The sequence below is a fragment of the Ottowia sp. genome (genome assembly GCF_035325765.1).
Lineage (GTDB): Bacteria > Pseudomonadota > Gammaproteobacteria > Burkholderiales > Burkholderiaceae_C > Ottowia.
Genome location: NZ_DAOKZG010000002.1, coordinates 124,935 through 151,850 on the forward strand (window position 1 = coordinate 124,935; position 26,916 = coordinate 151,850).

Annotated in this window: 24 protein-coding genes, 1 pseudogene and 1 riboswitch; of the genes and pseudogenes, 13 read left to right on the forward strand and 12 right to left on the reverse strand. The window is 68.6% G+C overall.

Annotation, left to right across the window (positions count from 1 at the left end; all coding sequences use genetic code 11):
* Nucleotides 1–226: 226 nt before the first annotated feature.
* The 5 genes from PKA16_RS01515 to PKA16_RS01535 all read left to right on the forward strand — a co-directional run bounded on the left by PKA16_RS01515 (nt 227) and on the right by PKA16_RS01535 (nt 9,477).
* Nucleotides 227–799: a hypothetical protein gene (locus tag PKA16_RS01515; protein ID WP_324399689.1), complete on the forward strand. Its 573-nt coding sequence runs from the start codon at nt 227–229 to the stop codon at nt 797–799.
* A 64-nt stretch (nt 800–863) separates the two neighbouring features.
* On the forward strand, nt 864–4,127 hold the full coding sequence (locus PKA16_RS01520) for an Ig-like domain-containing protein (protein ID WP_324399691.1): 3,264 nt from the start codon (nt 864–866) through the stop codon (nt 4,125–4,127).
* Between the two features lie 190 nt (nt 4,128–4,317).
* Nucleotides 4,318–6,600 carry a type I secretion system permease/ATPase gene (locus PKA16_RS01525; RefSeq protein ID WP_324399693.1) on the forward strand — a complete coding sequence of 761 codons (2,283 nt, stop codon included), beginning with the start codon at nt 4,318–4,320 and terminating at the stop codon, nt 6,598–6,600.
* Nucleotides 6,590–7,837: an HlyD family type I secretion periplasmic adaptor subunit gene (locus tag PKA16_RS01530; protein ID WP_324399695.1), complete on the forward strand. Its 1,248-nt coding sequence runs from the start codon at nt 6,590–6,592 to the stop codon at nt 7,835–7,837. The genes PKA16_RS01525 and PKA16_RS01530 overlap by 11 nt, the downstream gene beginning before the upstream one ends.
* Nucleotides 7,838–8,250: 413 nt before the next feature.
* Nucleotides 8,251–9,477 (forward strand): TolC family protein, encoded by a 1,227-nt coding sequence (locus tag PKA16_RS01535; RefSeq protein WP_324399697.1) that lies wholly within the window; start codon nt 8,251–8,253, stop codon nt 9,475–9,477.
* A gap of 24 nt (nt 9,478–9,501) precedes the next feature.
* On the opposite strand, the gene PKA16_RS01540 is transcribed toward PKA16_RS01535, so the two are convergent.
* The 3 genes from PKA16_RS01540 to PKA16_RS01550 are packed head-to-tail and all read right to left on the reverse strand — an operon-like array spanning nt 9,502 to nt 11,720.
* On the reverse strand, nt 9,502–11,130 hold the full coding sequence (locus PKA16_RS01540; protein WP_324399699.1) for a peptide chain release factor 3: 1,629 nt from the start codon (nt 11,128–11,130) through the stop codon (nt 9,502–9,504).
* A gap of 6 nt (nt 11,131–11,136) precedes the next feature.
* A complete protein-coding gene (locus PKA16_RS01545) occupies nt 11,137–11,502 on the reverse strand; it encodes a type II toxin-antitoxin system RelE/ParE family toxin (protein ID WP_324399700.1) in 366 nt (121 codons plus the stop codon).
* Nucleotides 11,448–11,720, reverse strand: a complete 273-nt coding sequence (locus tag PKA16_RS01550) for a type II toxin-antitoxin system ParD family antitoxin (RefSeq protein WP_324399702.1) — start codon at nt 11,718–11,720, stop codon at nt 11,448–11,450. The genes PKA16_RS01545 and PKA16_RS01550 overlap by 55 nt, the downstream gene beginning before the upstream one ends.
* A gap of 58 nt (nt 11,721–11,778) precedes the next feature.
* Nucleotides 11,779–11,862: riboswitch (S-adenosyl-L-homocysteine riboswitch) on the forward strand.
* A 66-nt stretch (nt 11,863–11,928) separates the two neighbouring features.
* Between PKA16_RS01550 and ahcY the strand changes: the two genes are divergently transcribed.
* The 4 genes and pseudogenes from ahcY to PKA16_RS01570 form a co-directional block, all read left to right on the forward strand.
* The gene (gene ahcY / locus PKA16_RS01555) at nt 11,929–13,386 is read left to right on the forward strand and encodes an adenosylhomocysteinase (RefSeq protein WP_324399704.1); all 1,458 of its coding nucleotides are present in this window, start codon (nt 11,929–11,931) and stop codon (nt 13,384–13,386) included.
* Nucleotides 13,387–13,432: 46 nt separating this feature from the next.
* Nucleotides 13,433–14,236 carry a TlyA family RNA methyltransferase gene (locus PKA16_RS01560; protein WP_324399765.1) on the forward strand — a complete coding sequence of 268 codons (804 nt, stop codon included), beginning with the start codon at nt 13,433–13,435 and terminating at the stop codon, nt 14,234–14,236.
* Complete coding sequence (gene metF, locus PKA16_RS01565) at nt 14,233–15,066, forward strand: methylenetetrahydrofolate reductase [NAD(P)H] (RefSeq protein WP_324399706.1); 834 nt, start codon at nt 14,233–14,235, stop codon at nt 15,064–15,066. Before PKA16_RS01560 ends, metF begins: the two co-directional genes overlap by 4 nt.
* A 492-nt stretch (nt 15,067–15,558) precedes the next feature.
* Nucleotides 15,559–15,861: pseudogene (locus PKA16_RS01570) on the forward strand (septal ring lytic transglycosylase RlpA family protein); the annotation flags it as partial.
* 191 nt (nt 15,862–16,052) lie between these two features.
* Here PKA16_RS01570 and PKA16_RS01575 read toward each other — a convergent pair.
* From PKA16_RS01575 to rlmJ, 8 genes are all read right to left on the reverse strand, one after another.
* Entirely contained in the window at nt 16,053–16,952 is a 900-nt protein-coding gene (locus PKA16_RS01575) for a DMT family transporter (protein ID WP_324399708.1), read from the reverse strand.
* A 50-nt stretch (nt 16,953–17,002) separates the two neighbouring features.
* On the reverse strand, nt 17,003–18,106 hold the full coding sequence (gene paaE / locus PKA16_RS01580; protein ID WP_324399710.1) for a 1,2-phenylacetyl-CoA epoxidase subunit PaaE: 1,104 nt from the start codon (nt 18,104–18,106) through the stop codon (nt 17,003–17,005).
* Between the two features lie 178 nt (nt 18,107–18,284).
* The gene (gene paaD, locus PKA16_RS01585; protein WP_324399767.1) at nt 18,285–18,809 is read right to left on the reverse strand and encodes a 1,2-phenylacetyl-CoA epoxidase subunit PaaD; all 525 of its coding nucleotides are present in this window, start codon (nt 18,807–18,809) and stop codon (nt 18,285–18,287) included.
* A 59-nt stretch (nt 18,810–18,868) separates the two neighbouring features.
* The gene (gene paaC / locus PKA16_RS01590; RefSeq protein ID WP_324399712.1) at nt 18,869–19,705 is read right to left on the reverse strand and encodes a 1,2-phenylacetyl-CoA epoxidase subunit PaaC; all 837 of its coding nucleotides are present in this window, start codon (nt 19,703–19,705) and stop codon (nt 18,869–18,871) included.
* Nucleotides 19,705–20,004, reverse strand: a complete 300-nt coding sequence (paaB, locus tag PKA16_RS01595; RefSeq protein WP_324399714.1) for a 1,2-phenylacetyl-CoA epoxidase subunit PaaB — start codon at nt 20,002–20,004, stop codon at nt 19,705–19,707. Before paaB ends, paaC begins: the two co-directional genes overlap by 1 nt.
* A 15-nt stretch (nt 20,005–20,019) precedes the next feature.
* Nucleotides 20,020–21,045: a 1,2-phenylacetyl-CoA epoxidase subunit PaaA gene (gene paaA, locus PKA16_RS01600; RefSeq protein WP_324399716.1), complete on the reverse strand. Its 1,026-nt coding sequence runs from the start codon at nt 21,043–21,045 to the stop codon at nt 20,020–20,022.
* A 163-nt stretch (nt 21,046–21,208) separates the two neighbouring features.
* The gene (locus PKA16_RS01605) at nt 21,209–22,156 is read right to left on the reverse strand and encodes a hypothetical protein (protein WP_324399719.1); all 948 of its coding nucleotides are present in this window, start codon (nt 22,154–22,156) and stop codon (nt 21,209–21,211) included.
* A gap of 184 nt (nt 22,157–22,340) precedes the next feature.
* The gene (rlmJ, locus tag PKA16_RS01610; protein ID WP_324399721.1) at nt 22,341–23,249 is read right to left on the reverse strand and encodes a 23S rRNA (adenine(2030)-N(6))-methyltransferase RlmJ; all 909 of its coding nucleotides are present in this window, start codon (nt 23,247–23,249) and stop codon (nt 22,341–22,343) included.
* A gap of 200 nt (nt 23,250–23,449) precedes the next feature.
* Here rlmJ and rplM point away from each other — a divergent pair, with 200 nt between their 5' ends.
* From rplM to erpA, 4 genes are all read left to right on the forward strand, one after another.
* Nucleotides 23,450–23,878: a 50S ribosomal protein L13 gene (rplM, locus tag PKA16_RS01615; RefSeq protein ID WP_324399723.1), complete on the forward strand. Its 429-nt coding sequence runs from the start codon at nt 23,450–23,452 to the stop codon at nt 23,876–23,878.
* A gap of 11 nt (nt 23,879–23,889) precedes the next feature.
* The gene (gene rpsI, locus PKA16_RS01620; protein WP_324399725.1) at nt 23,890–24,282 is read left to right on the forward strand and encodes a 30S ribosomal protein S9; all 393 of its coding nucleotides are present in this window, start codon (nt 23,890–23,892) and stop codon (nt 24,280–24,282) included.
* Between the two features lie 149 nt (nt 24,283–24,431).
* Entirely contained in the window at nt 24,432–24,884 is a 453-nt protein-coding gene (locus PKA16_RS01625; RefSeq protein ID WP_324399727.1) for a polymer-forming cytoskeletal protein, read from the forward strand.
* A gap of 87 nt (nt 24,885–24,971) precedes the next feature.
* Nucleotides 24,972–25,337 (forward strand): iron-sulfur cluster insertion protein ErpA, encoded by a 366-nt coding sequence (gene erpA, locus PKA16_RS01630; protein ID WP_324399769.1) that lies wholly within the window; start codon nt 24,972–24,974, stop codon nt 25,335–25,337.
* Between the two features lie 187 nt (nt 25,338–25,524).
* Here the strand turns inward: erpA and PKA16_RS01635 are convergent, their stop codons facing one another.
* The gene (locus PKA16_RS01635; protein WP_324399729.1) at nt 25,525–26,889 is read right to left on the reverse strand and encodes a M23 family metallopeptidase; all 1,365 of its coding nucleotides are present in this window, start codon (nt 26,887–26,889) and stop codon (nt 25,525–25,527) included.
* Nucleotides 26,890–26,916 lie beyond the last annotated feature (27 nt).

Here is a 26,916-nt window from a genome sequence, read left to right on the forward strand (position 1 = left end):
GCCATTGTGACTCACGGCATCGCTGGCGCACGACACCGGCAGGCCCGCGCGTGCAACACGGTGTCGTCGCCCTGTGCAGTAATCGAGGATTTGCTCGCCGGCGATCTCGATTTGGCATTTTTTCACGGGGACGGACGTGAACCGCACGTAACAATCTCGAGGTTTCATGACGGCGCCAGCCCATGCACCCGGTGCCATCGACAAGGTAATTACCAAGGATTGCAGCATGCATCAACAAGTCTTCAAGATCCGCGACGCACTGGCGCGCCAGGCTCTGCGCGGCGCACTGGCCGGGGCCATCGGCCTGGCGCTGTTGGGCCTGCAGGCCTGCGCTGGCTCGGGCGGCCAGGCCGAGCGCTGGGACATGGTCGAGCAGCGTGCGCCCCAGCCGGCACCGCAGGCCACTGCCCCCGCGCGCCAGCCGGTCGCCGTCGTGTTCTACCGCGAGGCCGGCAGCGGCGCCGATGCCGCCACGCCCGTCAACGTCTACATCAACGGCCAGTACCAGGCCTCTCTGGTTGGCAACACCTACACCGAGCAGGCCCTGTGCCCCGGCAGCCACCGCCTGAAAGTCGCCTACAACGACGTCCAGCGGCGCTACGTCAGCAAGGATGAGGGCCTGGACTTCGCCATCGGCACCGAGCCGGTCCAGTACTTCCGCGTCACCGAGGCGGGTGCCGGCGTCGCCGCGATCGCCGCGGTCCCGTCGGAAACCGCCCAGGCGGCCCGCACGAGCCTCAGCGAGCTGCAGCATCACACCATTCCGCGCGTCGTGCGCAACGGCTGCGCCGCCTCCTGAGGTGGCACGTCCGCTGCACGCCACATTCGCTTCATTGCATTCACCAGGGTAGGGATCACCGAACATGAAAGTTCAGATCAACATCAACAACGACCGTGAAGTCGTCTCCAGCCACCAGGTCCAGTCCGGCGCCGGTGCCAAGGGCCAGGCGCTGCACCTGCAGGCGCAGAAGAACGTCAAGTACGAACTCGTCAACGAGGACAGCGGCTTCGCGCCCGAGAACATCGCCACCAAGCGCGTCGGCAACGACCTGCACATCGCCTTCGAAAAATCCGACATCGAGCAACCCGATGTCGTGATCGAGGGCTACTACGACGACCCCGGCACCGCCGCCATCGTCGGCAAGGCCGAGAGCGGCGTCTACTACAACTACGTGCCCGAAAGCGGACTGAACCAGGAGGCCATCAGCCAGCTGGGCGACTCTATGCTCGCCGGCCAGGCTCTGGGCGGCGAGCAGTTCATCGCCCCGTTCTGGATCCCGCCGGGCGTCGGTCCCATGGCCGCCCTGGGCTTTCTGCCGCTGCTGGCGCTGGGCGGCGGCGGCGGGGGTGGCGGCGACGATGCGCCGCCGCCTCCGGCCAACGACGCGCCGCAGTTCGTCGAGCCGGATGGAGACGGTGGCACGCGGCCGGTGGACCCCGAGGTGGGCTACGTGTTCGGCTACGACGAGAACAGCGCGAAAGACACGGTGCTGGGCACCGTGCAGGCCACGGACATTGACGGTCCGGACGCGGTGACGTATGAGATCACCGCGGGCAACGCCGACGGCTGGTATGCGATCGACCCCGCGACGGGCGTGATCACGCTGACCGAAGCGGGTGCGGCCTCGGCGGCCAATGACTACGAGGCTGGGTCCACCGAGCACGTTCTGACCGTCACGGCCAGCGATGGCGTGGACACGACCACCATCACGGTCACGCTCAACGAGCAGGACGTCAACGAGGCGCCGAGCATCACGGTGACTGCAGGAGATCCGGTCAACCAGGGCCAGGCTGCGTATGGCGACGTGGTGGCCACCTACGTGGTCTCCGATCCCGATGCCGGGGATACCTTGATCGTGGCTTACAACGGTACCGAGAACGACGACCACTACAACGATCCCGAGCAGACGCCATTCCACTACTACGAAATCCAGAATGGTGAAGTCACGCTCACCCACGATGGAGCCTGGATGGTTAACCATGGCTATCCCCTGCCGCCGGTGAAGCTCGTGGTCACGGACTCGGGTGGTCTCACGGATACCGGTCAGGTGTCAGTGGTTGTCGAGGCAGATACCACGCCGCCGACGCTGGAACTGACCATCAATGAGGACGGCACGGTGGTGACGTTCCAGTTCAGCGAAGAGGTCGAGGGCTTTGATGCGAGTGACGTTGAGCTCACCAATGGTGCGAGCATCAGCAACCTGGTGCAGGATTCGGAAGACCCGACCAAATGGACGGCCGAACTGACGGTCCCAAGCAACTTCGAAGGGAACGTGGAAGTCAGCGTTGCCGACAACCGCTACACCGACCTGGTAGGCAACCCGGGCTCGGGTGACAACGCCACCATCACCGTGGACACACTGCCGACGCCGGCGCCGACGGTGGAGATTACCGATGACGCGAACAACGACGGCACGCTGACCAGCGCTGAACTGGGCACGGCGACCGAAGTGAACGTCGAGATCTCGCTGCCTTCCGAGGCGAAGGCCGGTGATACCCTGACCGTGAGCGATGGCACGACGGAACAGGTCTTCGTGCTGACATCTGACGACATTACGGCCGGAAGCGTCACCACCACGGTCGCGCGACCGGACGATGGTGAAACCCTGACCGTCACGGCCACCATCACCGATGCGGCGGACAACGTTTCTGCACCGGGGAGCGACAGTGCGCTCGTCAACATCACGCCGATGCTGGTGATCCCAGCCACGAGTTCCAATGGCGACAACGAGATCCACGGCGGTCCCGGCGACGACGTGCTGCTCGGAGACGTCGGAGGCGTGCAAACCAGCACGACGCCCGGGCAGAATTACAACATCGTGATCCTGGCGGATCTGTCGACCAGCATGAACTCTGACGGTCGGCTCCAGTTGATGAAGGATGCGCTAACGCAATTTGCGCCGACGCTGGCTCATCACGACGGGACGATCAATATCGCGCTGATCGGCTTCGGGAGTCTGAGTGGTACCTCGGTGCGTCTGAATCTGGCCGATCTGAATGATGGCAACAAGGGGAGCTTGACGAATGCCATCAGCGCCTTGTCGGTGCAGGGCATTCAATACACCAACTACGAAGCCGCCTTCAACGCGGCTGTGAAGTGGTTTAACGGAGAGGGTGGGTCGGTCGCCAATACCTCAGGCACCTACCAGAACCTGACGTTCTTCCTGACCGATGGCGACCCGACTCGCTTTGTGAAAAACAACGGGCAAGAAGGAGGTACCGGGAACAACGCGAACTACGAGACCATGCGCGAATCAGTCGAGGCCTTCAACAAGGACGGGGGGCTGGCCGAGATCAGCACGGTGCATGCGATCGGTATCGGCAACGGCGTTCAGGAGAACTATCTCAAGTTCTTCGACAACACCGATCTGATGGGGTCGGGTTCCGTCGCCTTCGGCTCGCAGACGGTCACTGGGCCGGTTGGCGAGGTCTCGATCGTGCACACGGCGAGCGACCTGCAGGCGGCGCTTGAGGGCGGATCTTCGAGCAGCATGCCGGTTTCGGTCGGTAACGACATCATCCATGGCGGCGATGGCAACGACATCCTGTTCGGCGATGTGATCAATACCGATCACCTGTCCTGGGGCGGCCGCGACGACTTCCCTGATGGCTCGGGCTTGTCGGCACTCAAGGCCTATCTGAAGGCCACTCCGGTGGCCGACGGTGGTACGGGTGGTGCGGAGCCTTCGGATGTCGACTTGTACTCCTACATCCGAGATCATCACGCCGACTTCAACGTGGCAGGCGACACCCGCGGCGGCAACGACGTGCTGTATGGCGATGGCGGCAACGACATCCTCTACGGCCAGGGCGGCAACGACGAGCTGCACGGAGGCCTGGGCGACGACATCCTGTATGGTGGCACGGGCGCAGATCAGTTCGTGTTCGACGTCTCCATCGACAACGGCGCCGATGAGATCGGTGACTTCACGGTGGGCGAGGACAAGCTGGTATTCAAGAATGCCAGCACCGATCTGAGCGACCTGAACGCCGTGTGGGATGCGGGGAGCAGCACGCTGACGTATGACGACGCTTCGGGAACCTCGACGGTGAAGCTGACTGGCGTGAGCATCAGCGGCGATGTGCTGGACTGGCTGCAAGCCAACGCGAGCAACGTCATCATCTGATGCCGCCCCGGCGTGCCGACCGCCTTGCGGTGGCCGGCACGCAACATGCCCAGCCGCGACGGCCGGGCAATTCTCACGATCGCGCCACACCCGTGGCGCGATCTTTTGTTTTAAGGCGCCGCTGCAGCAACGGGCGCGCTAGACTGCGCAGCGACTTGGCGCCGCCTGGCACCCCGCGAACTTTCCCATCATGACTGCCCTGTTCGACCAGTTTTCCCTGCTCACGCGCCTGCTCGGCCACCCGCTGTCGGCCGAGGCGCTGGCGGCGCAGACGCTGCGGGGGCCCGAGGGGCGCGTGGACTTTGCCAGCCTGGCCGAGGTGCTGCGCAGCGAGGGCTTCGACAACCAGCCGAGCGAGCGGCCGCTGGACCAGATCCCGGCGGCGGCGGCGCCGCTGCTGCTGATCACGCACGCTGGCGGCGCGGCGGTGGTGAACGCGATCACGCAGGACGCGAGCGGCGCGCGCCACTACGAGCTGGTGGCGGCCGACGGCGCGCGCGCCCTGCTCACGGCCGAGCAGATGGCGGCCGAGTACGCCGGCTGGTGCTGGCTGGTGAAGGCGCGGCCGGCGCAGGACCGGCGCTCGGAGCTGCCCGAATACGCCATGGGCCAGGGCTGGTTCTGGAAGGTGATGTGGCGCTTCAAGGGCTACTACGCCCAGGTGGTGGTGACCTCGCTGATCGTCAACGTGCTGGCGCTGATCGGCTCGCTCTACGTCATGAACGTGTACGACCGCGTGATCCCGAACCGCGCCTACGAGACGCTGTGGGTGCTGAGCATCGGTGTCCTGGGCGCGGCGCTGTTCGAGTTCATGGCGCGCACGCTGCGCGCGCGGCTGACCGACATCGCGGGCAAGAAGGCGGATCTCATCATCAGCTCGGCGCTGTTCCGGCGCCTGCTGGCGCTGGACCTGGCGGAAAGGCCGGTGTCGGCGGGCTCGTATGCTAACAACCTGCGCGACTTCGAGTCGGTGCGCGATTTCATGACCAGCGCCTCGCTGCTGGCGCTGGTCGATCTGCCGTTCATCCTGCTGTTCATCGCCATCATGTGGCTGGTGGCGGGCCCGCTGGCGCTGGTGCCGCTGCTGACGATCCCGCTGGTGGTGGGCATGGGCCTGCTGGCGCAGGTGCCGCTGTCCAGGTACACCTACGCCTCGATGCGCGAGTCGTCGCAGCGCCAGGGCCTGGCGGTGGAGGCGATCGAGGGCCTGGAGACGCTGAAGTCGCACAACGCGAGCAACTGGGCGCAGCGCAAGTGGGACGGCTTCACGGCGGCGACCGTGGCCTCGTCGATCAAGCTCAAGGACTGGAGCAACATCGTCATCCACTTCTCGGTGCTGGTGCAGCAGATGAACACCGTGTTCCTGGTGATCTACGGCACCTACCTGATCCACGCGCCGAACCCGGCCGACCGCATCACCATGGGCGCGCTGATCGCCTGCGTGATCCTGTCGGGCCGCGCGCTGGCGCCGCTGTCGCAGGTGGCGGGGCTGATGGTGCGTTTCCAGCAGGCGCGCGTGGCGCTGCAGGGCATCGACAGCATCGTCGGCCGCAAGTCCGAGCGCGACAGCACGCGCAGCTACATCAGCCCGGGCACGGTGCGCGGCGCGCTGCGCTTCGAGGGCGCGGGCTACCAGTACAAGCTGGGCGACCAGCCGGGGCCGCTGGTGCTGCGCGGACTGAACCTGACGATCCAGCCGGGCGAGAAGGTGGCCCTGCTGGGCCGCATCGGTAGCGGCAAGTCGACCCTGCTGCGGCTGGCGGCCGGGCTGTTCACCGCCAGCGAGGGCGGCGTGCTGCTGGACGGCATGGACCTGCGCCAGATCGACCCGGCCGACCTGCGCGCCCAGGTCAGCCTGCTGGGCCAGCAGCCGCGCCTGTTCTTCGGCACGCTGCGCGAAAACCTCGACCTCGGGCGCTCGGACCGCTTCGCCAGCGACGAGGAACTGATGGCGGCGCTGCACCGCTTCGGCCTGGACAGGCTGGTGCGCGCGCACCCGTTGGCGCTGGACCTGCCGATCGGCGAGGACGGCCACGGCCTGTCGGGTGGCCAGCGCCAGATGGTGGGGCTGGCGCGGCTGACGCTGCGCGACCCGCGCGTGCTGTTGCTGGACGAGCCGACCAGTGGCCTGGACGAGCAGAGCGAGCGCATGGCGCTGCGGGCGCTGGCGCAGTGGGCCGGCGACCGCACCATGCTGGTGGCGACGCACCGCCCGGCGGTGCTGCAGATGGTGAGCCGCATCATCGTGATCGACAACGGCCAGGTGGTGATGGACGGCCCGCGCGACGCCGTGCTGCAGAAGCTGCGCGGCCCGGCACGCAAGGCGGCGCCGGCCGCCGGTGCGACCCCCGCGCGCGCGCCGGCCCAGGCGGGCGGCAAGGCGCTCAAGGTGCAGGTGGTGCCGCTGCATGCGGCGACGGCGGCCGATGCGGCCGCGGTCGAGGCCGACCGGGAGGCCGAGGATGTGGCGTAAGGGACGGGCCGGCGCGGCCGGCCGCGAACGCGTGGCGCAGCAGGACCTGCCCCTGCTCAACGACCTGCAGGCGGCGCTGCAGCACGAGCGCCATACCGGCATCTTCTGGACGCTGGGCCTGATCACCCTGCTGGTGGCGGGCTTCATCGCCTGGGCCTGGTTCAGCAGCGTCGACGAGGTCACGCGTGGCCAGGGCAGCGTCATCCCATCGAGTCGCGAGCAGGTGATCCAGAGCCTGGACCCGGGCGTGCTGGCCGAGATGCTGGTCAAGGAGGGCGACCTGGTGCAGGCTGGCCAGGTGCTGGTCAAGCTGGACACGGCGCGCTCGCTGGCGGTGTTCCGCGAGGCACAGAACAAGGCGCGCGCGCTCGAGGCGACGGCGGCGCGCCTGCGCTCGGAGGCCTACGGCGTGCCGCTGAAGTTCGCGCCCGGCACCCCGGCCGAACTGGTGGCGCGCGAAACCGCGGCCTTCAAGGCGCGCACGCGGGCCGTGAGCGAATCGGTGCAGGGCCTGCAGCAGAGCAAGCAGCTGCTGGACCGCGAGATCGCCATCACCGAGCCGATGGCCGCCAAGGGCGTGGTGTCGGAGGTCGAGATCCTGCGCATGAAGCGCCAGGCCAACGAACTGCAGTTGCAGATGACCGAGCGGCGCAACAAGTTCCAGTCCGACGCCAACACCGACCTGGTGCGCGTCGAGGCCGAGCTGGCGCAGGCCGAGGAGGTGGCGGCGGCGCGCGCCGACCCGGTCAAGCGCGCGGAGATCAAGGCGCCGTTGCGCGGGGTGGTCAAGAACATCCGCATCAACACCGTGGGCGGCGTCATCAGCGCCGGCCAGGAGATCATGGAGATCGTGCCGGTGGAAGGCCCGCTGCTGGTCGAGGCCTACATCCGCCCGCAGGACGTGGCCTTCATCAAGCCCGACGACGACGCGCTGGTCAAGCTGACGGCGTACGACTACGCCCTCTATGGCGGGCTGGACGGCAAGGTGACGCTGATCAGCCCCGACACGCTGCAGGACAACCGGCGCCCGAGCGAGCTCAAGCTGAACGCCGACGAATCCTTCTACCGCGTGATCGTGCAGACCGTCGGCAGCGAGCTGACGGATCGCGACGGCAAGGTGATGCCCATCATCCCCGGCATGATCGCCACGGTCGACATCAAGACCGGCCAGAAGACGGTGTTCCAGTACCTGACCAAGCCGATCACGCGGCTGAAGCAGGCCCTGCGCGAGCGCTGAGGTGGTGGGTTGTCGGTCCCATCGCGAGGCGCCGCGGGCGACGCGGCAATCCAGTGCGGCGGTTCGATGGGGGACCGTCGACACGCATCGTGGACGCGATGGTGGAGCGAACCCGCGTCGCACTGGATCGCCACGGCCTGCGGCCTCGCGCGGGTGTTGCTCCCTCGCCCCTCTGGGAAGAGGGCTGGGGTGGGGGCCGGGTGGCTCAATGACACAATGACGCCCGGTCGCCACCAGGCCTGTCCAGCCGACGCCGGCACGCGCCGCGCGGTCAGGGCGCCGCACCCGCCAAGCCGCTCGCACGCACGTCTCCCAATGAGAACCGCCCCCCGACAGCCCGCGCTCTGGCTCCTTTCGCCGCTGGTGGAAGTCAGGGAGAGAGGCAACTCGCGGCACGGCGCCAGGAGGCCCGCATGGATCTGAACCGGTTCGATCGCCGCGCCCTGCGCCGACGGCTCGCGGCTGGCGTGCTGCTGGCGCTGGGCGGCGCGGCGCAGGCGGCCGGGCTGGCCGGACTGATTGCCGATGCCGTCACGCGCGACCCCTCGGTGCTCGAGGCCCAGGCCAACGAGGAGGTGGCCGAGGCGCGGGCCGACGCCGCGCGCGCCCAGCATTACCCCACGCTGGCCGCCGAGGCCGGCGGCTTCATCGCCAACCCGGACCGCTTCAACCAGCCGTTTCGCGGCGTCGTCGGCCGCGTCAACCTGTACGCCGCCGGCTCCATCGAATCGTCGATCCTGCGCGAGGAGCGGCGCCGCGAATCGCTCGAGTCCAGGATCACGCAGACGCGCGAGCAGGTCGCAGGCAGCGTGGCCCAGTTCTTCCTGGAGGCGCTGCGCGCCCGGGAGCTGGCCGACGTCGAACAGCGCAACCTGGCGCGGCACGAGAAGATCGTCGGCGACCTCGAGGTGGTGGTGGCCAACGACCCGGGGCGCCGCTACGAGCTGGTGCAGGCCGAGTCGCGCGCGCTGCAGGTGCGCATGCGCATCGTGCAGTACGAAAAGGCCGTGCAGCTCGCGCTGTCGCGGCTGTCACGCTACACGCGGCTGGACGCCACGCTGGACAACCCGATCACCGCCGAATGGCGGGCGCGCCTGCCGGCCGGCGCCGAGACGCGCGTGCATCCCGCCATCGTGGCGCAGCAGCGCGAGGCCGATGCCATCCGCGCCGACCAGCAGACGCTGCGCCAGCAGCGCCTGCCGCGCGTCGACCTGGAAGCCGGCGCCGGCAACCAGCGCTACGCGCGCGTGGTGCTCAACTGGTCCTTCTTCGACCGCAGCGCCGACTTCACGGTGCAGAGCGCGGCCAAGCAGATCGGCGCCGCCGAGCAGCGCGCCGAGCTGCTGCAGCGCGAGGTCGAGCAGCGCTCGGCCACGGCCGAGGCCGACATGGAGCAAAGCCAGCGCGAGATCGCCGCGGCGCAGGAGCAGATCGGCGCCTCGGCCAGCGTGGTCGAGCTCTACGAACTGCAGTTCAAGGTCGGCCGGCGCAGCCTGATCGAGCTCGTCAATGCCTACCAGGAGCTGGCCGCGGTCGAAGCCTCGCGCGTGATCGCCGAGAACAACTGGCGCCAGGCGGTGGTGAGCTACCTGGACGCGCACGCGCTGCTGGCGGACTGGGCGCAGGCGCAGCGGCGCTGAACCCCGGCGCGCGGGGCTCGCGCGTCACGCCGCCTGCTGCAGCGCCAGCCCGGCGTGCTCGCGCAGCGGGTGGAAGTGGATCTTCGGGAAGCGCTCCTGCGCCAGGCGCACGTCGTAGGGCGAGGTGCACAGGTAGGCCAGGGTGTCGGCGGCGTCGCGCGCCATGCGCAGCGGGTAGGCGCGCTCGAACTCGCGCAGCTCGGCCGGGCTGTCGGCGGTGATCCAGCGCGCGCCGGTGTACTGGCAGCCCTCCAGCCGCACGTCGCAGTCGTACTCGGTGTTCAGCCGGTGCTGCACGACCTCGAACTGCAGCTGGCCGACGGCGCCCAGCAGCATGTTGCCACCGGCCTCGGGCCTGAAGACCTGGATCGCGCCTTCCTCGCCGAGCTGCATCAGGCCCTGCTGCAGTTGCTTGGTGCGCAGCGGGTTCTTCAGCACCACGGTCATGAACAGCTCGGGCGCGAAGAAGGGCAGGCCGGTGAACTGCAGCGCCGGGCCGTCGCTGATGCTGTCGCCCAGTTGCACGCCGCCGTGCGTGGTGAAGCCGACGATGTCGCCGGCGTAGGCCTCCTCCACCGCCTCGCGGCGCTGGCTCATGAAGGTGACGACGCTGGTCGGGCGCAGCTCCTTGCCGGTGCGCTGCACCTTCATCTTCATGCCTGGGGTGTATTTGCCGCTGGCCACGCGCACGAAGGCGATGCGGTCGCGGTGGTTGGCGTCCATGTTGGCCTGCACCTTGAACACCACGCCCGAGAAGAACGGGTCCTCCGGATGCACCGTGACCTGCTCGCGCGCCTCGCCGCTGCCGGACCAGGCCAGGCGTGGCCCGGGCGGCGGCGACATGTCGACTACGGCGTCCAGCACTTCGCGCACGCCGAAGTTGTTGACGCCGGAGCCGAAGAACACCGGGGTCAGCCGCGCCGCCAGGAATTCGGCGTGATCCCATTCGGCCGAGGCGCCAACCGCCAGCTCCATGCTTTCCATGGCCTCGTCGAAGGCGCTGCCGAAGCGCCGGCGCAGGGTCTCGGCCTCGCTCAGCGGGATGACCTCGAAGTCCTGCGGGCGCCGGTCGCCGCCGGCCTGGAACACCGTCATGTGCCGCGCACGCAGGTCGATGATGCCGGCAAAGGTCTTGCCGTGGCCGACCGGCCAGGTCATCGGGCAGCAGGGCATGCCGAGCTCGCGCTCGACCTCGTCCAGGATGTCGAGCGGGTCGCGCACCTCACGGTCCATCTTGTTGACGAAGCTGATGATCGGCGTGTCGCGCTGCCGGCAGACCTCGATCAGGCGCCGCGTCATTTCCTCCACGCCGTTGGCCGCATCGATCACCATCAGCGCCGAGTCGACCGCGGTGAGCACGCGGTAGGTGTCCTCGGAGAAGTCCTTGTGGCCCGGCGTGTCGAGCAGGTTGATGACGTGGTCGCGGTAGCTCATCTGCATCACGCTGGAAGCCACCGAGATGCCGCGCTGCTTCTCGATCTCCATCCAGTCGCTGGTGGCGTGGCGCGTGGCCTTGCGCGCCTTCACGCTGCCGGCGATCTGGATCGCGCCGGAGAACAGCAGCAGCTTTTCCGTCAGCGTGGTCTTGCCGGCGTCGGGGTGCGAGATGATGGCGAAGGTGCGGCGGCGCCGCGTTTCGGAAGCGAGGGACACAGGTCGTTATTGTGGTGGCAGGTGTTGCGGAATGTCGCTGGCCTGGTGCAGCACGCGCACGACGTCGATGCGCTGCGGACCTGCGAGATAGAACAGGGCAAAGGGAAAGTGGTTCAGCGTCCAGAATCGCAAGGTCTCATGGCTGCCGCTGCGAGCGTAGCGGGTGGAGCCGGTGCCCGGATGGAGCGAGATGTGCCTCAGCGCGACCTCGACGTCATCTCGGAAGCGCTCGGCGAGCGTCAGATTGACCGCCTCGAGGTAGTGTGCAAACGCGTCTTCCAGGTCCGCGACGGCCTGACGGGTAAGGACAACGGGAATCACCGAGACGCCGGGCTTCGAGCCGTGCGCGCGGCCTCGATGCGTGCTGTCCACTCATCGCGCAATTCGCTCCAGGGGCGTGGATCGATGCCGGAATCGATGCCCTCCTGGATCAGCGCCACGAAGCGTTCCTCGGCCGCGCGCTCGGCGTCGCGACGCACCAGCTCGCGCATGTACTCGCTGGTGCTGCTGTAGCCGCGCGCCTTGACGCGGGCGTCGACGAAAGCCTTGAGCTCGCCGGTCAGCGAGATGTTCATGGTGACGGTGCTCATGCGCGCATTTTACGTCTTGGCAAGACTTGTCAATGAGCCTGGACCGCTATAATTTGCGGCTTCCGAGGAGCGTTGCAGCGCCGCCCGTCCGTGCGGTGGCGCGAGGCTCGGAGATTCATCATCGCAACGACGCTCACCCACGCCGGGCCGGCGGGTGAGTCGCTCTTCCCAAGGTCGCGTGGTTCCAGACACCGGATTGGAGAAGACCTTGAGTGCAGTCCTGAAACCCGTTGCGGCGCCCGTGCAGGATGCCGTGGTTGCCGACCTGTCGCTGGCCGCCTGGGGGCGCCGCGAGATCGCCGTCGCCGAGACCGAGATGCCCGGCCTGATGGCGATCCGCGCCGAATACGCGAAGAAGCAGCCGCTCAAGGGCGCGCGCATCGCCGGCAGCCTGCACATGACGATCCAGACCGCGGTGCTGATCGAGACCCTGCAGGCGCTGGGCGCCCAGGTGCGCTGGGCCTCGTGCAACATCTTCTCGACCCAGGACCACGCGGCGGCCGCGATTGCCGCCGAAGGCACGCCGGTGTTCGCGGTCAAGGGCGAGTCTCTGGCCGACTACTGGGACTACACGCACCGCATCTTCGAATTCGGCGGCAAGGGCAGCAAGGCCGAGGGCCCGAACCTGATCCTCGACGACGGCGGCGACGCCACGCTGCTGCTGCACCTGGGCGCGCGCGCCGAGCAGGATCCGAAGGCGCTCGCCCGGCCGACCAGCGAGGAAGAGCGCGTGCTGTACGCCGCCATCAAGGCGCGCCTGAAGCAGGACGCAAGCTGGTACAGCCGGCGTCTGGCGCAGGTCATCGGTGTCACCGAGGAAACGACGACGGGCGTGCATCGCCTGGCCGAGATGTCGGCCCGGGGCACGCTGAAGATGCGCGCCATCAACGTCAACGACTCGGTCACCAAGAGCAAGTTCGACAACCTGTACGGCTGCCGCGAATCGCTGGTGGACGGCATCAAGCGCGCCACCGACGTCATGGTGGCCGGCAAGATCGCCGTCGTGTGCGGCTATGGCGACGTCGGCAAAGGCAGTGCGCAGGCGCTGCGAGCCCTCTCGGCCCAGGTCTGGGTGACCGAGGTGGATCCGATCTGCGCTCTGCAGGCGGCGATGGAGGGCTACCGCGTGGTCACCATGGATTACGCCGCCGACAAGGCCGACCTCTTCGTCACCGCCACCGGCAACCGCGACGTCATCACCTACGCCCACATGGCGGCCATGAAGGACCAGGCCATCGTCTGCAACATCGGACACTTCGACAACGAGATCGAGGTGGCGGCGCTGGAGAAGCACTGTCAGTGGGAGGAGATCAAGCCGCAGGTGGACCACGTGATCTTCCCGCGCGAAGGCAAGAAGCCCGCCAAGCGCATCATCCTGCTGGCCAGGGGGCGCCTCGTGAACCTGGGCTGCGCCACCGGCCACCCGAGCTATGTCATGAGTTCCAGCTTCGCGAACCAGACGCTGGCGCAGATCGAGCTGTTCACGCGCCAGAAGGACTACGAAGTGGGCCAGGTCTACGTGCTGCCCAAGCACCTGGACGAGAAGGTGGCACGCCTGCAGTTGTCCCGGCTGGGCGTGCAGCTCACCCAGCTCACCAAGGCGCAGGCGGCCTACATCGGCGTGCCGGTGCAGGGGCCGTACAAGAGCGACAGCTACCGCTACTGACGACGACAGGCGCCGACGCCACGCGTCCATGCTGGTTCAACGTTCCGTGCGCGCCGACCAGCAGCTGGTCGAGCGGGGCCTGGCCGCCAGCCGCAGCCAGGCCCAGCGCCTGATCGCGTCCGGCGCGCGCTGGCGCGCGCCCGATGGCTGGCGCGTCCTGGCCAAGTCCGATGTGCTGCCCCCGGATGCCGAGATCGAACTGCTGGATGCGGCGGAGGCGCGCTACGTCTCGCGCGGCGGCCTCAAGCTCGAGGGTGCCCTGGCAGCCACCGGGATCGTGGTCGCCGGACGCACTTGCCTGGACGTCGGGCAGTCGACCGGCGGCTTCACCGACTGCCTGCTGCAGCACGGCGCGACGCGCGTGGTCGGCGTGGATGTCGGCCACGGCCAACTGCACCCGCGCCTGCGCGCCGACGCACGCGTGCGGGTGCTGGAGGGCGTCAACGCGCGGCAATTGAGCGCTGCCCGATTGAGGGCCGCTGACGCCTTCCAGACCGGCACCGAAGGTCGATCCGATGCGGATTTCGAGCTGATCGTCGGCGATCTGTCCTTCATCTCGCTTGCCCTGGTGCTGCCGGCGCTGGCGCCGCTGCTGGCGCCCGGGGGCGACCTGCTGCTGCTGGCCAAGCCCCAGTTCGAGCTGCGGCCGGCCGACATCGGCAAGGGCGGCATCGTGCGCGACGCGGGCCTGTACGCGCAGGTCGAACGGCGCCTGCGCGCCGCCTGCGCCGAGGCTGGACTGGTGGTCCAGGCCTGGCTGGACAGCCCCATCTCCGGCGGTGACGGCAACCGCGAGTTCTTCATCCACGCCCGCGCCGTTCCGGGCGGTGCCCGCCAGCGATTTCCATGACCCTGCCCATCAGTTTCGAGTTCTTTCCGCCCAAGACGCCCGAGGGGGTCGACAAGTTGCGCGGCGTGCGCCGCCAGCTCTACGCGCTGCGGCCCGAGTTCTGCTCCATGACCTATGGCGCCGGCGGATCGACCCAGGCCGGCACCTTTGCGGCCGTCGCCGAGATGCTGGCCGAGGGCGTCGATGCCGCCAGCCACTTCTCCTGCATCGGCGCCACCCGCGCCAGCGTGCGGAGCCAGCTCGCCGAACTGCGGGACATGGGCGTGACGCGGCTGGTGGCGTTGCGTGGCGACCTGCCGAGCGGCTACGGCGCCGGCGGCGAGTTCCAGTACGCCAGCGAACTGATCGAATTCATCCGCGCCGAAACGGGCAGCCACTTTCGCATCTACGCCGCCTGCTACCCCGAGGTGCATCCGCAGGCGCGTTCGCCCCAGGCCGACCTGCAAGCGCTGGCGGCCAAGGTGCGCGCCGGTGCCGACGTGCTGGTGACGCAGATGTTCTTCAACGCCGACGCCTACTTCCACTTCGTCGACGAGGTGCACGCGCTCGGGCTTCAGGTGCCGGTGGTGCCCGGCATCATGCCGATCACCAACAGCGCCGGGCTGCTGCGCTTCGCCGACAACTGCGGCGCCGAGGTGCCGCGCTGGATGCGCCTGCGCCTGCAGGGCTTCGGCGACGATGTGGCGGTGATCCGCGCTTTCGGCGCCGAGGTCATGGCGCGGCTGTGCGAACGCCTGGTCGCCGGGGGCGCCCCGAGCCTGCATTTCTATACCCTGAATCAGGCGGCACCGACGCTGGCGTTGTGCGCGCGCCTCGGCCTGGGCGCTTGAGCGACAGAAGAATGTTTGCAAAGGATTCGCCGAGTTAGAACGAATCGGTCTGTTCAACCCGCCTGACCTCGAGTTTTGTATCTGAAAGCTGGACCTGGATACAAAAACGGGACCACAGGTGCCCGGGAATCCGTAGAATCGGGAACCATGTCACGGGACACCTCTCCCGGGCTGCGCCAGTCTGGCGTGGTTCCGGCTCAGGGAAGTGCACGCCGTCTGCCTGAAGGTTCTCTGCGCCGCTGGTTCTGGCTCGGCACCTTCTGCTTCGTCGCCGGACCCCTGGCGGCACAGACGGCCTCCACGAACACTTCCACACCGCTGCTCTCCGAGCCCTGCAGTTCTGCGCGGGCGGTGCACGATGTGCGCTGCCCGAACTACACCGGGTTCAAGTCGCGCTCGGGCGGCCGCTCGGCCGAGTTCGAGTTGCCGCGCGCGCCGGCACTGGGCGGCCTGGCGCCTGGGCACGGCGAACTGCGGCTCAAGCCGGGCAGCGCTCCGCAGCACGGCCTGGCGTCCTGGTACGGCCCGGGCTTCCACGGACGCCTGACGGCCAACGGCGAGCGCTACGACATGAACGAGCTCACGGCGGCGCACAAGACGCTGCCGTTCGGCACCCAGGTGCTGGTGCGTAACCCGGACAACGGCAAGGAGGTGGTGGTGCGCATCAACGACCGCGGCCCCTTCGTGGCCGGGCGCGTGATCGACCTGAGCAAGGCCGCCGCCCAGGCCGTCGGCATCGACGGCGTGGCTGCAGTGGAACTGCACGTGCTGGCGCCCGATACCATCGACGGTTGAACCTGAAAACGGCAGTTGGACGCGCTCTCACCCAACAGGTGGAGGTGATCGAAGCAGCGGAAGTCAAGGTTCATGCGGGGCTCGTGAAGAAGCCAAGCAATCAATCGTTTTTGGATTCAACCGGGCCGCCTGCGGGCGCCTGGTGGCCCGTGCTGGTGCTTGCGCGCGCCGTGCCCGGGACGGCCGGCGCTTCAAGCCGCCCGCCGCCGGTTGACCAGGTAGATGCCGGGCAGGATCAGGGCCAGTCCGACTGCGTGGTAGACGTGGATCGATTCGCCCAGCACCAGCCAGGCCATCAGCGCGCCGTAAGGTGGCCCCAGGTAGAGCACGACGCTGACGCGAGCCGGGCCGAGTTCGCGCAGCATCACCGAATAGCCCAGGTAGGCGGCGTAGCCTGGCAGCAGCGCGCCGGCCAGCGCCAGCAGCAGGCCCTGTGTTGAAAACGCCGGCTCGGGCGCGGTCAGCGCCTCCCAGGCCGCGAACGGCAGGATCACCAGCACGCCCGCGAGGCTGATCGTGCCCAGGCGCGCGCTTTCGCTCAAGGGGCTGGACCAGCGCTTGAGCAGGATGGAAAAGAAGGTCCAGGACAGCGCCGCGCCCAGCACCCAGGCGTCGCCCACCACCCACTGCACCCGGGCCAGTTGCGACCATTCGCCCTTGAGCACCACATGCAGCACGCCGGCCAGCGCCAGCGCCACGCCCAGCGACTGCACCGCGCTGAACGGCTCCTTCAGCCACAGGCGCGAGACCAGCACGATCAGCACCGGCGCCAGCGAGTAGATGAGCGCGAGGTTGACCGCGCTGGTGGTCTGGCCGGCCAGGTAGACCCAGGCGCCGCAGATCCACATGCCCAGCGTGCCCAGCACCAGGGCGTGGCGCCAGTCGGCCAGCACGGCGCGACGCTGCGCCCACAGTTCGCGGTGCGTCAGGGCGCAAAACAGCAGGCCCGCGAGCAGCCAGCGCTGGCCCGCCAGCATGTTGGGCGCGATCACGCCCGGGGCGCTGCGGGCGATCAGGTAGTTGACCGCCCACAGGGCGGGCACGAGCATGAGCAGGGCCAGGGCGAGCTGGTGGCGTGACGACTGGAGCATGGAAACGGGGCTGGCGTCGGATGCGCGCGTCCGTCGAACGCGAATCCCGCTCAGCGCTCGTCGTAGCTGATCGACAGCGCATCCGTGTCCGGGCGCGCCTGGCAGGTCAGCACGAAGCCCTGTGCCAGTTCGTCGGGTTCGAGGCTGAAGTTCTTGTCCATCGTCACGCTGCCCGCCAGCACCTTGGCGCGGCAGGTGCAGCAGACGCCATCGCGGCAGGAAAACGGGGCGTCCAGGCCGGCGGCCAGGGCCACGTCGAGCACGCGCTGGCCGCGCTGCATGGCGAGCTGGTGCGTCTTGCCGTCCAGCGTCAGCGTGAGCGCGACCTCGCCCGCCGGCGCCTCGGGATCGGCATGCTGAAGCGCGGCGGCGCGCGCCTCGGCATCCAGCACGTCCAGGCGCGGCGAGCTGAAGCGCTCGGTGCGGATGCGGTCCTGCGGCACGCCGGCCTCGACCAGGGCTGCCTGGGTCGCGTCGATCATGGCTTCGGGGCCACAGATGAAGACCTCGTCCATGCTGGCCGACGGCAGCAGGGTGTCGACGAGTTGGCGCACCTTGGCGGCGTCGATCCGCCCTTCCAGCAGCGGCACCTCCTGCGCCTGGCGCGAGAGCACATGGATCAGGGTCAGGCGGTCGCGGTACTTGTCCTTCAGGTCCTGCAGCGCCTCGTTGAACATCACGCTGGCCATGCGCCGGTTGCCGTAGACCAGGGTGAACTTGGCGGTCGGGCTGTCTTCCAGCGTGCTGGCGACGAGGCTGAGGATCGGCGTGATGCCCGAACCGGCGGCAAAGCCGACACGGTGCAGGGCGTGCGGCCGGCGCATGGTGAAGCGGCCGTCGGGCGGCAGCACGGCCAGGCGGTCGCCGGCCTTCAGGCGCGTGGCCGCCCAGTTGGAAAACAGGCCGCCCTGCATCGGGCGGATGCCCACTTCCAGCTCGCGCGCCTGGCGGTAGCGGCGACGGGTCGAGCAGATCGAGTAGTTGCGCCGCACGTCCTCGCCATCGAGCTGTGCGCGCAGGGTCAGGAACTGGCCGGGCTCGAAGGCGAAGACCTCGTGCAGTTCGGGCGGCACGGCAAACGTGATGGCCACCGCGCCGGCCGCCTCGGGGCTGATGCGGGCGACGGTGAGCTCGTGAAAGCGGGGGCTGGCCATGGCGGATTCCGGGTTGGATGTCAATGGGCGGCGGGTCGTGGCGCCGCCAGCGCCGAAGGACCGCGGAGCAGGCCATGCCAGCGAACCCCGTGGCCGGACCTGTGCCGGCCGCTGGCGTTGTCCTCCCCACCGGAGAGAGAGGGAGGAAGGCGCCGCTGGCGACTCAGGAGGGCTTCCTTCATATCGGCTTGAAATAGTCGAAAGGCTCCAGGCAGTCGAGGCAGCGGTAGAGCGCCTTGCAGGCCGTGGAGCCGAAGTGGGAGATCTCGGTGGTGTGGCGGGAACCACATTGCGGGCAGGGGACGGCAGGTCCGGCATCCCCGAGGCTGCCGCCCGTCGTCTTCTTGCGGCGCGTCAGCTGGAACGGCGTGGCGGGGCCAGCGCTTGCGCACGCAGGCGGCGCGATGCCCCAGGCACGGAGCTTCTCGCGCGCCTCGTCCGTCATCCAGTCGGTGGTCCAGGCCGGCGCGAGCTGGGTCACCACGCGCCCGTCGACGCCGGCCTGGCGCAGCGCGGCGGCGACATCGTCCGCGATCTGGCTCATCGCCGGACAGCCACTGTAGGTGGGCGTGATGACCACCTCGACCTGGCCATCGGCGGCCTGCCGCACGGCGCGCAGGATGCCCATTTCGCGCAAGCTGATGACGGGGATCTCGGGGTCGGTGAGCTGGCCGAGCAGTGCTTCCAGGCGCTCGAGCGCCAGGTCTTGCTCCCCCGACCCTTTGGGGAGGGGGAGCAAGTCCAGGGTGGTCGCTGGCAGGCTCACCACGTCGCCCCCGGATGCGCGCGCGCCAGGCTTTGCATCTCGGCCAGCAGGTAGCTCAGGTGCTCGGAATGGATGCCCTGCTTGCCCTGCGGCACGTAGCCGGTGACGGCGGGCGGGCGCGCCAGCGTGGCCTCCTGCAGGGCGGCATCGACGCGGCGGTTCCACTCGCCGCGCAGGCCGGGCACGTCGACGCCGGCCTTGGCCGCGAGCGCATCGACGTCGCTGGCGGCCCAGAATTCCTCGGTGAAGGGCAGCAGGTAGTCGACGGCGGCCTGCGCGCGCTGGTGCGATTCCGGCGTGCCGTCGCCCAGCCGCACGAGCCAGTCGCGCGCGTGGCGCAGGTGGTAGCGCACCTCCTTCAGGCTCCGGGCGGCGATGGCGGCGAGTTGCGCGTCGGGCGCCTCGGCCAGCCGCTGCCACACCAGTTCCATCAGCACCGCGTACAGGTAGTTGCGCACGATGCTGATGCCCCAGTCGCGGTCGCCCACGCCGGCAGGCACCAGGCCGGGGCTGTGCGGCAGCTCCTGCAGGGTGTAGTTGCGAAACGCGCGATCATCGCGGAAATAGGCCAGCACGTCCTCGGTGACGGGGCCGGCGGGCCAGGTGCCGGGACGCGTCGCGTGGCCCTGGGCGTTCAGGCGCTCGGCGGCGCACTGGTAGAGCAGGCGCGCCTGCCCGATCAGGTCGAGCGCCTGGTTGGCCATCGCCAGGTCTTCTTCCAGGATGGGGGCGTGGCCGCACCATTCGGCGTTGCGCTGGCCGAGGATCAGGGCGTTGTCGGCCAGATGCAGCAGGTAGTCGACGGGCGCCTGGGTGCTCGCGCGGGCGTCCATCACATGTGCCCCACTTCGTCCGGGATCTCGTAGAAGGTCGGGTGGCGGTAGATCTTGTCGCTGGCCGGATCGAACAGGATGTCCTTGTCCTCGGGATCGCTGGCCGCGATCAGGTGCGACGGCACGACCCAGATGCTCACGCCTTCCTGGCGGCGCGTGTAGACGTCGCGCGCCATCTGCAGCGCGTGCGCGCTGTCGCTGGCGTGCAGGCTGCCGCAGTGCTTGTGTTCCAGGCCCTGCTTGCTGCGCACGAAGACTTCCCACAGCGGCCAGTCCTTGAGTGCGGGTTGCGTGCTCATCGTGTCTCCTTGGGGTCAGGCGGCCTTGCGGGCGCGGGCCTGCTGCTTTTCGGCATGGGCGGCCGCGGCTGCACGCACCCAGGCACCATCGTTGTGCGCCTTGACGCGCGTGGCCAGGCGCTCGCGGTTCATCGGGCCGTGGCCAGCCACCACCTGCCAGAACTCGTCCCAGTCGATGGCGCCGTAGTCGTGGTGGCCGCGCTGCTCGTTCCACTTCAGGTCCGGGTCGGGGAGCTCGACGCCCAGCACCCGGGCCTGGGGCACGGTGGCATCGATGAACTTCTGGCGCAGTTCATCGTTGGAAAAGCGCTTGATGCCCCAGCGCGCCGCCTGCGCGCTGTGCGGGCTGTCGGCGTCGGGCGGGCCGAACATGGCCAGGCATTTCCACCACCAGCGATTCACGGCGTCCTGCACCATCTCGCGCTGTGCCTCGCTGCCCTGCATCTGCACCAGCAGCGACTCGTAGCCCTGGCGCTGGTGGAAGGACTCTTCCTTGCACACCCGCACCATGGCACGCGCATAGGGTCCGTAGCTGCAGCGGCACAGCGGGATCTGGTTCATGATCGCCGCGCCGTCGACCAGCCAGCCGATCACGCCGACGTCGGCCCAGGTGAGCGCCGGGTAGTTGAAGATGCTGCTGTACTTGGCCTTGCCGGAATGCAGGGCGTCCAGCATGTCGGCGCGCGAGGTGCCCAGCGTCTCGGCGGCGCTGTACAGGTACAGGCCGTGGCCGCCTTCGTCCTGCACCTTGGCCAGCAGGATGGCCTTGCGCTTGAGGCTCGGGGCGCGGCTGATCCAGTTGCCCTCGGGCAGCATGCCGACGATCTCGCTGTGCGCGTGCTGGCTGATCTGGCGCACCAGGGTCTTGCGATAGGCCTCGGGCATCCAGTCGCGCGGTTCGATGCGGGCATCTTCAGCGATGCGCGCGTCGAAGCGGGCCTGGTGCGCGCTGTCCTGGGTGGCCGTGGCATCGGCGCCGCCTGGCAGCACGCTGGCGGGGCGCTCGGCATCGTCCGGGATGGAAAGGGATTGGGTATACACGCCGTGCGTCTCCTGGGGCGCCGCCCATGCTCTGGCCACGTCGGCACCGGCCGGCGGCCGGTGCCTGCGGGACATTCAAGTATAGGGAGTTGGTGGCGCGCGTGCCGGAGCACCTGGGTCGTGGCGGCCGGTGGATCCGCCCGCCGTCCGGACCCGCGGCCGCTCAGTGCGTCGCCGCGATGGCCTCGTCGAGCGTGCGCCACAATGGCTTGGTGGCCGGCACCATGTCCTGGCGAAAATACCACCAGAAATAGCCGCCCACGTAGTTGGCCACCGCTGGCTTGAGGGCGTAATAGCGCCGCAGGTAGGCCGCCTTGGCGTCCGGATCGCTGGTGCCGACCTCACCGAAACCGAGCCGGGCATGGGGAAACATCGCGGCCAGTTTCGTGAACACCGCATTCCAGTCGGGCTTGAGGTTGTTGCAGTCTTCCTCGTAGTAGCTCACCAGCACGTAGTCCAGTCCCTGTTTCATGCGTTCCGGCACGTTGGCCTGGGCCCAGGTGAACATCTCGTTGCTGCGCTTCTCCCAGCAGTCCTCGTTGTAATAGAGGGTCAGCGCGGTGGTGCGGCCCTGGCCCTTGGCGATGTCGTAGGCGCCCGTCATCTTGGCCACCACGTCGGCGTTGCTGCCCATCCATTCGCCGTTGATTTCGTTGCCGATCTCCCAGATGTCGACGACGTCTCCGAGGGCGGCGAGATACTCGCGCGTGCGGTCCAGGTAACCTTTCACGTCAACCGTGGTGAGGTACTGGGAATCGAGGATCTCGCCCATCACATAGCTGACTTCGTGGATCGCCTCGGTTGCCTTGCGATAGCTGGCAGCGGACTGGTATTCGTCGAACACGATGCGGGTGGTCGGCGTGCGCGACAGCCGGGACAGGGACTCGGTGATGGACGACAGGCCGCTGACGTCGTCCACCGTCACCCCATGGAGTGGTGCCGGCACCTGGCGACCGCTGGCGACCGGTGGTCGCGCCGACGCCCCCCCGCCAGCGCTCGGTGGCACGGTGGACAGGCTGGCGGCGCCCGTGCCGCCTCCACCACAGGCGCTGAGCAGCAGGCCGATGCCGAGCAGCGAGGCCTGGAACAGCCGGAGGGATCGTGTCTGCATTGGAGGTCCTTTGCGCGGCGCGGTCGGTGGGGGGGCTACAGGTCTGGCGGTGGCGCAGCCGACGCGCCATGGGATCCGGGTGGCAGTCTAGGGGGTCTGCGGCGTCGGTTCGTAAGAGCTTGTATCGCGGCCGGCGCCCGGCATGCATCGTGCGTGAGCAGGCCGCCCGATGGTGCGGTCCGGATCAGTCGGACGTGTCCACGTGCCAGTTCGCGTTGGGGCCCCGGGCCAGGGCGTCGCGCACCCGGGGGAGCGCGTCGCGCAAGGCCGCCGCCAGCGTGTGCGGGGGGTTGATGACGAACATGCCGCTGGCCGACAGGCCACCCGCCGCGACCTGGCCCACATGCAGCGTGGCGTGCAGCCAGGCCCGCCCGGCCTGGCGGGCCAGCGTCTTCAGGCGTCGCGGCAGGGCATGGGCTTCCGGACGCGCGATGATCGGGTGCCAGACGAGGTAGACGCCGGTCGCGAAGCGCTGCAGCGCGTCCTGAATCGCGGTTGCCACCCTGGCATAGTCGCTCTTGATTTCATAGCTCGGGTCGATCAGCACGAGCGCGCGGCGCGAGCCCCCGGCGCTCGCGGGCGGTGGCAGCAGGGCCTTCAGCCCGTCGAACCCGTCCCTGCGCTCGACCTGCACCTGGCGTCCGGCATGCAGTTGCGCCACGTGCGCCGCCAGCGCGCGAAAGTCGCTGGGGTGCAGTTCGAACAGGCGCAACCGGTCGCGCACGGCGGCGCGCGTGGGCTCGCTCATCAGGGCATGCATCAGCAGCGGCGAGCCGGGGTAGACGCGCCATGCCGCGCCCGCGGGTGCCGATCGGTTGAAGCCGGCCAGCAGTCCCAGGTAGTCGGCGAGCACGTCGGCTGGCGCAGGCGTGCCAGCGTGCTCCGGCTGCAGGCGCCCGATGCCGGCGAGTGCCTCGCCCGAGGTGCGCGCGGCCTCGCCGTCGATGCGGTACACGCCGGCGCCTGCGTGGGTGTCGATCAGCGTGAGCGGCGCGTCCTTCTGCATCAGGTGGCGCAGCGTGGCCACCAGCACGAGGTGCTTGAGCACGTCGGCGTGGTTGCCGGCATGGAACGCGTGGCGATAGCTGAACATGGCGCGATGGTAGCGCCAGGCCCCACCGCGGGCGCGCGGCAAACCTTGTCGCGTTGAGGCAGACGAAGTACAATGCATGGTTTTGCAGCGTTTTCGGCCCCGCGGCAGAAGCAGTACATCCCACCTAAGAGGCTCCCGCCCGATGAGGAGCACCGACCGTGGAAAAGGGCCGGCCAGACCATCCTGAACCAGGAAACCGCATGAAAACGTTCAGCGCCAAGCCCGCTGACGTGACGCGCGAGTGGTTTGTGATTGACGCCACCGACAAGGTGCTCGGACGGGTTGCCAGCGAAGTGGCCCACCGTTTGCGCGGCAAGCACAAGGCCATCTACACGCCTCACGTCGATACCGGCGACTTCATCGTCGTCGTCAATGCCTCCAAGTTGCGCGTCACCGGCGCCAAGGAGACCGACAAGATCTATTACCGCCACACCGGCTACCCCGGTGGCCTGCGCGAGACGAACTTTCGCGACATGCAGGCGCGCCATCCCGGCCGTGTGCTGGAGAAGGCGGTCAAGGGCATGCTGCCCAAGGGCCCGCTAGGCTACGCCATGATCAAGAAGCTGAAGGTCTACGGTGGCGCCGAGCATCCGCACGGCGCGCAGCAGCCCAAGGTGCTGGAAGTCTGAGGAGCGGCACGATGATTGGTGAATGGAACAACGGCACCGGCCGACGCAAGTCCAGCGTCGCCCGCGTGTTTCTGAAGAAGGGTTCGGGCAAGATCACGGTCAACGGCAAGGCGATTGACGAGTTCTTCGGCCGCCAGACCTCGATCATGATCAGCCGGCAACCGCTGGTGCTGACCGAGCATGTCGACAGCTTCGACATCCAGGTCAACGTGCGCGGCGGCGGCGAATCGGGCCAGGCCGGCGCGATCCGCCACGGCATCACGCGCGCCCTGATCGACTATGACGCGAACCTCAAGCCGGCCCTGTCGGCGGCGGGTTTCGTCACGCGCGACGCGCGCGAGGTCGAGCGCAAGAAGGTCGGCCTGCACTCGGCGCGTCGGCGCAAGCAGTTCAGCAAGCGCTGATCGCCGGGCGAGCCCTGCGGGCTCCCGCCCCCAAACCGCGCAGACTCCCCGGGTCTGCGCGGTTTTGTCTTGTCGCCGCAGGGCTTCGAAGGCCGGCTCGTGCTAAAAGACAGGCTGGCGACCGAAAGGGACATTGGAAGGGACTTGCCATGCTGGGCATGAAGCGGCCGGTGCAGATTCGCAGCGTCATCGGCACCGAATTGCGGGTGCAGGGCGCCTGTGCCTTTCGCGGGGGGCTGCAGGTCGACGGCCAGGTCGTGGGCGACGTGATGGCCGAGGGCGGCGCGCCCAGCGCGCTGGTGGTGGGCGCGAGCGGCCGGATCGAGGGCGCGGTGCGCGCCGATGAGGTGAGCGTGGCCGGTACCATCGTCGGGCCGGTGCAGGCGCGCGAACGGCTGGAACTGCTGGCCGGCGCGCGCATCGAAGGCGATGTGCGCTACAAGATGCTGGAGATGCAACCCGGCGCGGTGGTGGTCGGACAATTGCAGCCCCAGCCGATCGCGCCGCAGGCGCCGGAGCCGGTGCTGCTGGCCGAGCCGCCCGCGTTGCCGCCGGGGGCGGCAGAAACCCCGGGCGTGGAGGACGTGGAGCGCGCGCCCTGATGGCGGAATCCCTTGCGGTGTGTACCGCGCCGGGGATCCGGACCCCTCGTGCAATTGTTGGAACTGGAGTTGACCATGAATGCCCCGATGCGTGAAACCCAGGGTCTGTCGGACCCGGCGGAGTCGATCGTGTTCACCGATGCGGCGGTGGCCAAGGTGGCCGAGCTGATCGCCCGCGAGGGCAATCCCAACCTGAAGCTGCGCGTGTTCGTGGAGGGCGGCGGCTGCTCCGGCTTTCAGTACGGGTTTGCGCTGGAGGAGGCGGTGGGCGCGGACGACCGCACGCTGGTGCGCGACGGCGTCTCGCTGCTGGTCGATGCCGCCAGCTACCCCTACCTGATCGGTGCCGAGATCGACTATCGCGAGGAACTCAAGGGCGCCCAGTTCGTGATTCACAATCCGAACGCCCAGGCGACCTGCGGCTGCGGCTCGTCGTTCACGCTGGGCGAATAGCGTGGCTGCCCAGTCGGCTGCGCGGACCCGGGTGCCGGATCGTGGCGGCAGGGCGGATCACCTGGCGGACGCTGCCGGAGGGTGAGGCGATGGGCCGTGGCGCCACCGCGAGACCCACCGGCGCCGCGTAGCGGGCGCCCATGAAAAAGGCGCCCGCGGCGCCTTTTTCATGGGGTTCGCTCGCACATCATTCGAAGGTGGAGGCGTCCGCCACGCTTTGCGCTGCGGCCTCCAGCTGCAGCCTCATGGCGGTTGCCAGTTGCGCGAAGTCGGCGCGACCGTGCACGGCGATCGGAGCCCGCTCGCGCTGCTCGGCCAGCACCGCGGCCGGGTTCTGGGGCTCGCCGTTGATGCGGAACTCGAAGTGCAGGTGCGGTCCGGTGGCGAGGCCGGTGGCGCCCACCTCGCCGATCTTGTCGCCCTGTTCCACGGCCTGGCCGGTCTTCACGTCGATGCGGGACAGGTGGCCATAGACCGTTGTGTCCTGCTTGTTGCCGTGCTTGATGTAGATCACGTTGCCGTAGCCGTTCTGCACGCCGGCGAATTCGACCACGCCGTCACCCACGGTGCGCACCGGCGTGCCCTTGGGCGCACCGTAGTCGATCCCGGCGTGGCCGCGCCGACCGCCATAAACCGGATGACTGCGCATGCCGAAGGCGCTGGTCATGCGCGTGAATGCCAATGGCGCGATCAGGTAGGCCTTGCGCAGGCTCTGGCCGTCGAAGCTGTAATAGCTCCCCTTGCTGCTCGCGGACTCCTGGTACCACAGGGCTTCGTGCGTCTTGCCGCGGTTCACCAGCTCGGCACTCAGGATGCGCCCCGTGCGCAGCGGTTCGCCGTCGGCCTCCAGGCTCTCGTAGACGATGGAGAAACGGTCGCCGCGGTGCATGCCGCGGCGGAAGTCGACGCTGGACTCGAAGATGTCGACGAACTGGCGCGCCACGCTGTCGGGCACGTTCGATTCGTCGGTGGCGGCAAACAGGCTGGTGCGGATCACGCCGCTGGCCAGGCGCTGGGTGGCCACCAGCGGTGCGGTCTCGACGCGCGCGCTGAAGTCGGCGCCGTTCTTCTCAACCACCAGGCGCTTGAAGCGGCTGTTCGAGTCCCCGTCGGCCCACTGGGTGCGCAGCCGCTGCAGGCCTTGCCGGTCGTCGGCTTCGACGGTGACCATGCGCCCGGTGCTGGTGCGCCCGAACAGCGCGTCCCAGGCCGTCTGGTTGCGCCGCAGGAAGGCGGCGGCCTCGGGGTCGGCCACGCCCAGGCGCTTGAGCAGGCCTTCGGGTGAATCGGAGGCATGCGTGCGGTCGCTGCGGTAGAGCGTGAAGGCATGCGCATCCAGCTGCTGCAACTGGGCGTCCAGAGCCTGCGGCAGCACCGATTCGGTCAGCAGGCGCAAGGGCTGGGTCGGTGCCGTGGGCGCGAGCGATGCCACCGCGAAGGCGCCACCCGCGCCGCTCAGCAGGAACGCGGCGAGCACCGCCGTGATGCGCTTGGGGTGACGATGAATGAAGTCGGCAACGGCCAGACCGGAAGAAATCAGCTCTTGCTTCACGCGCGGGGGCTTTCGGAATTCGGATGA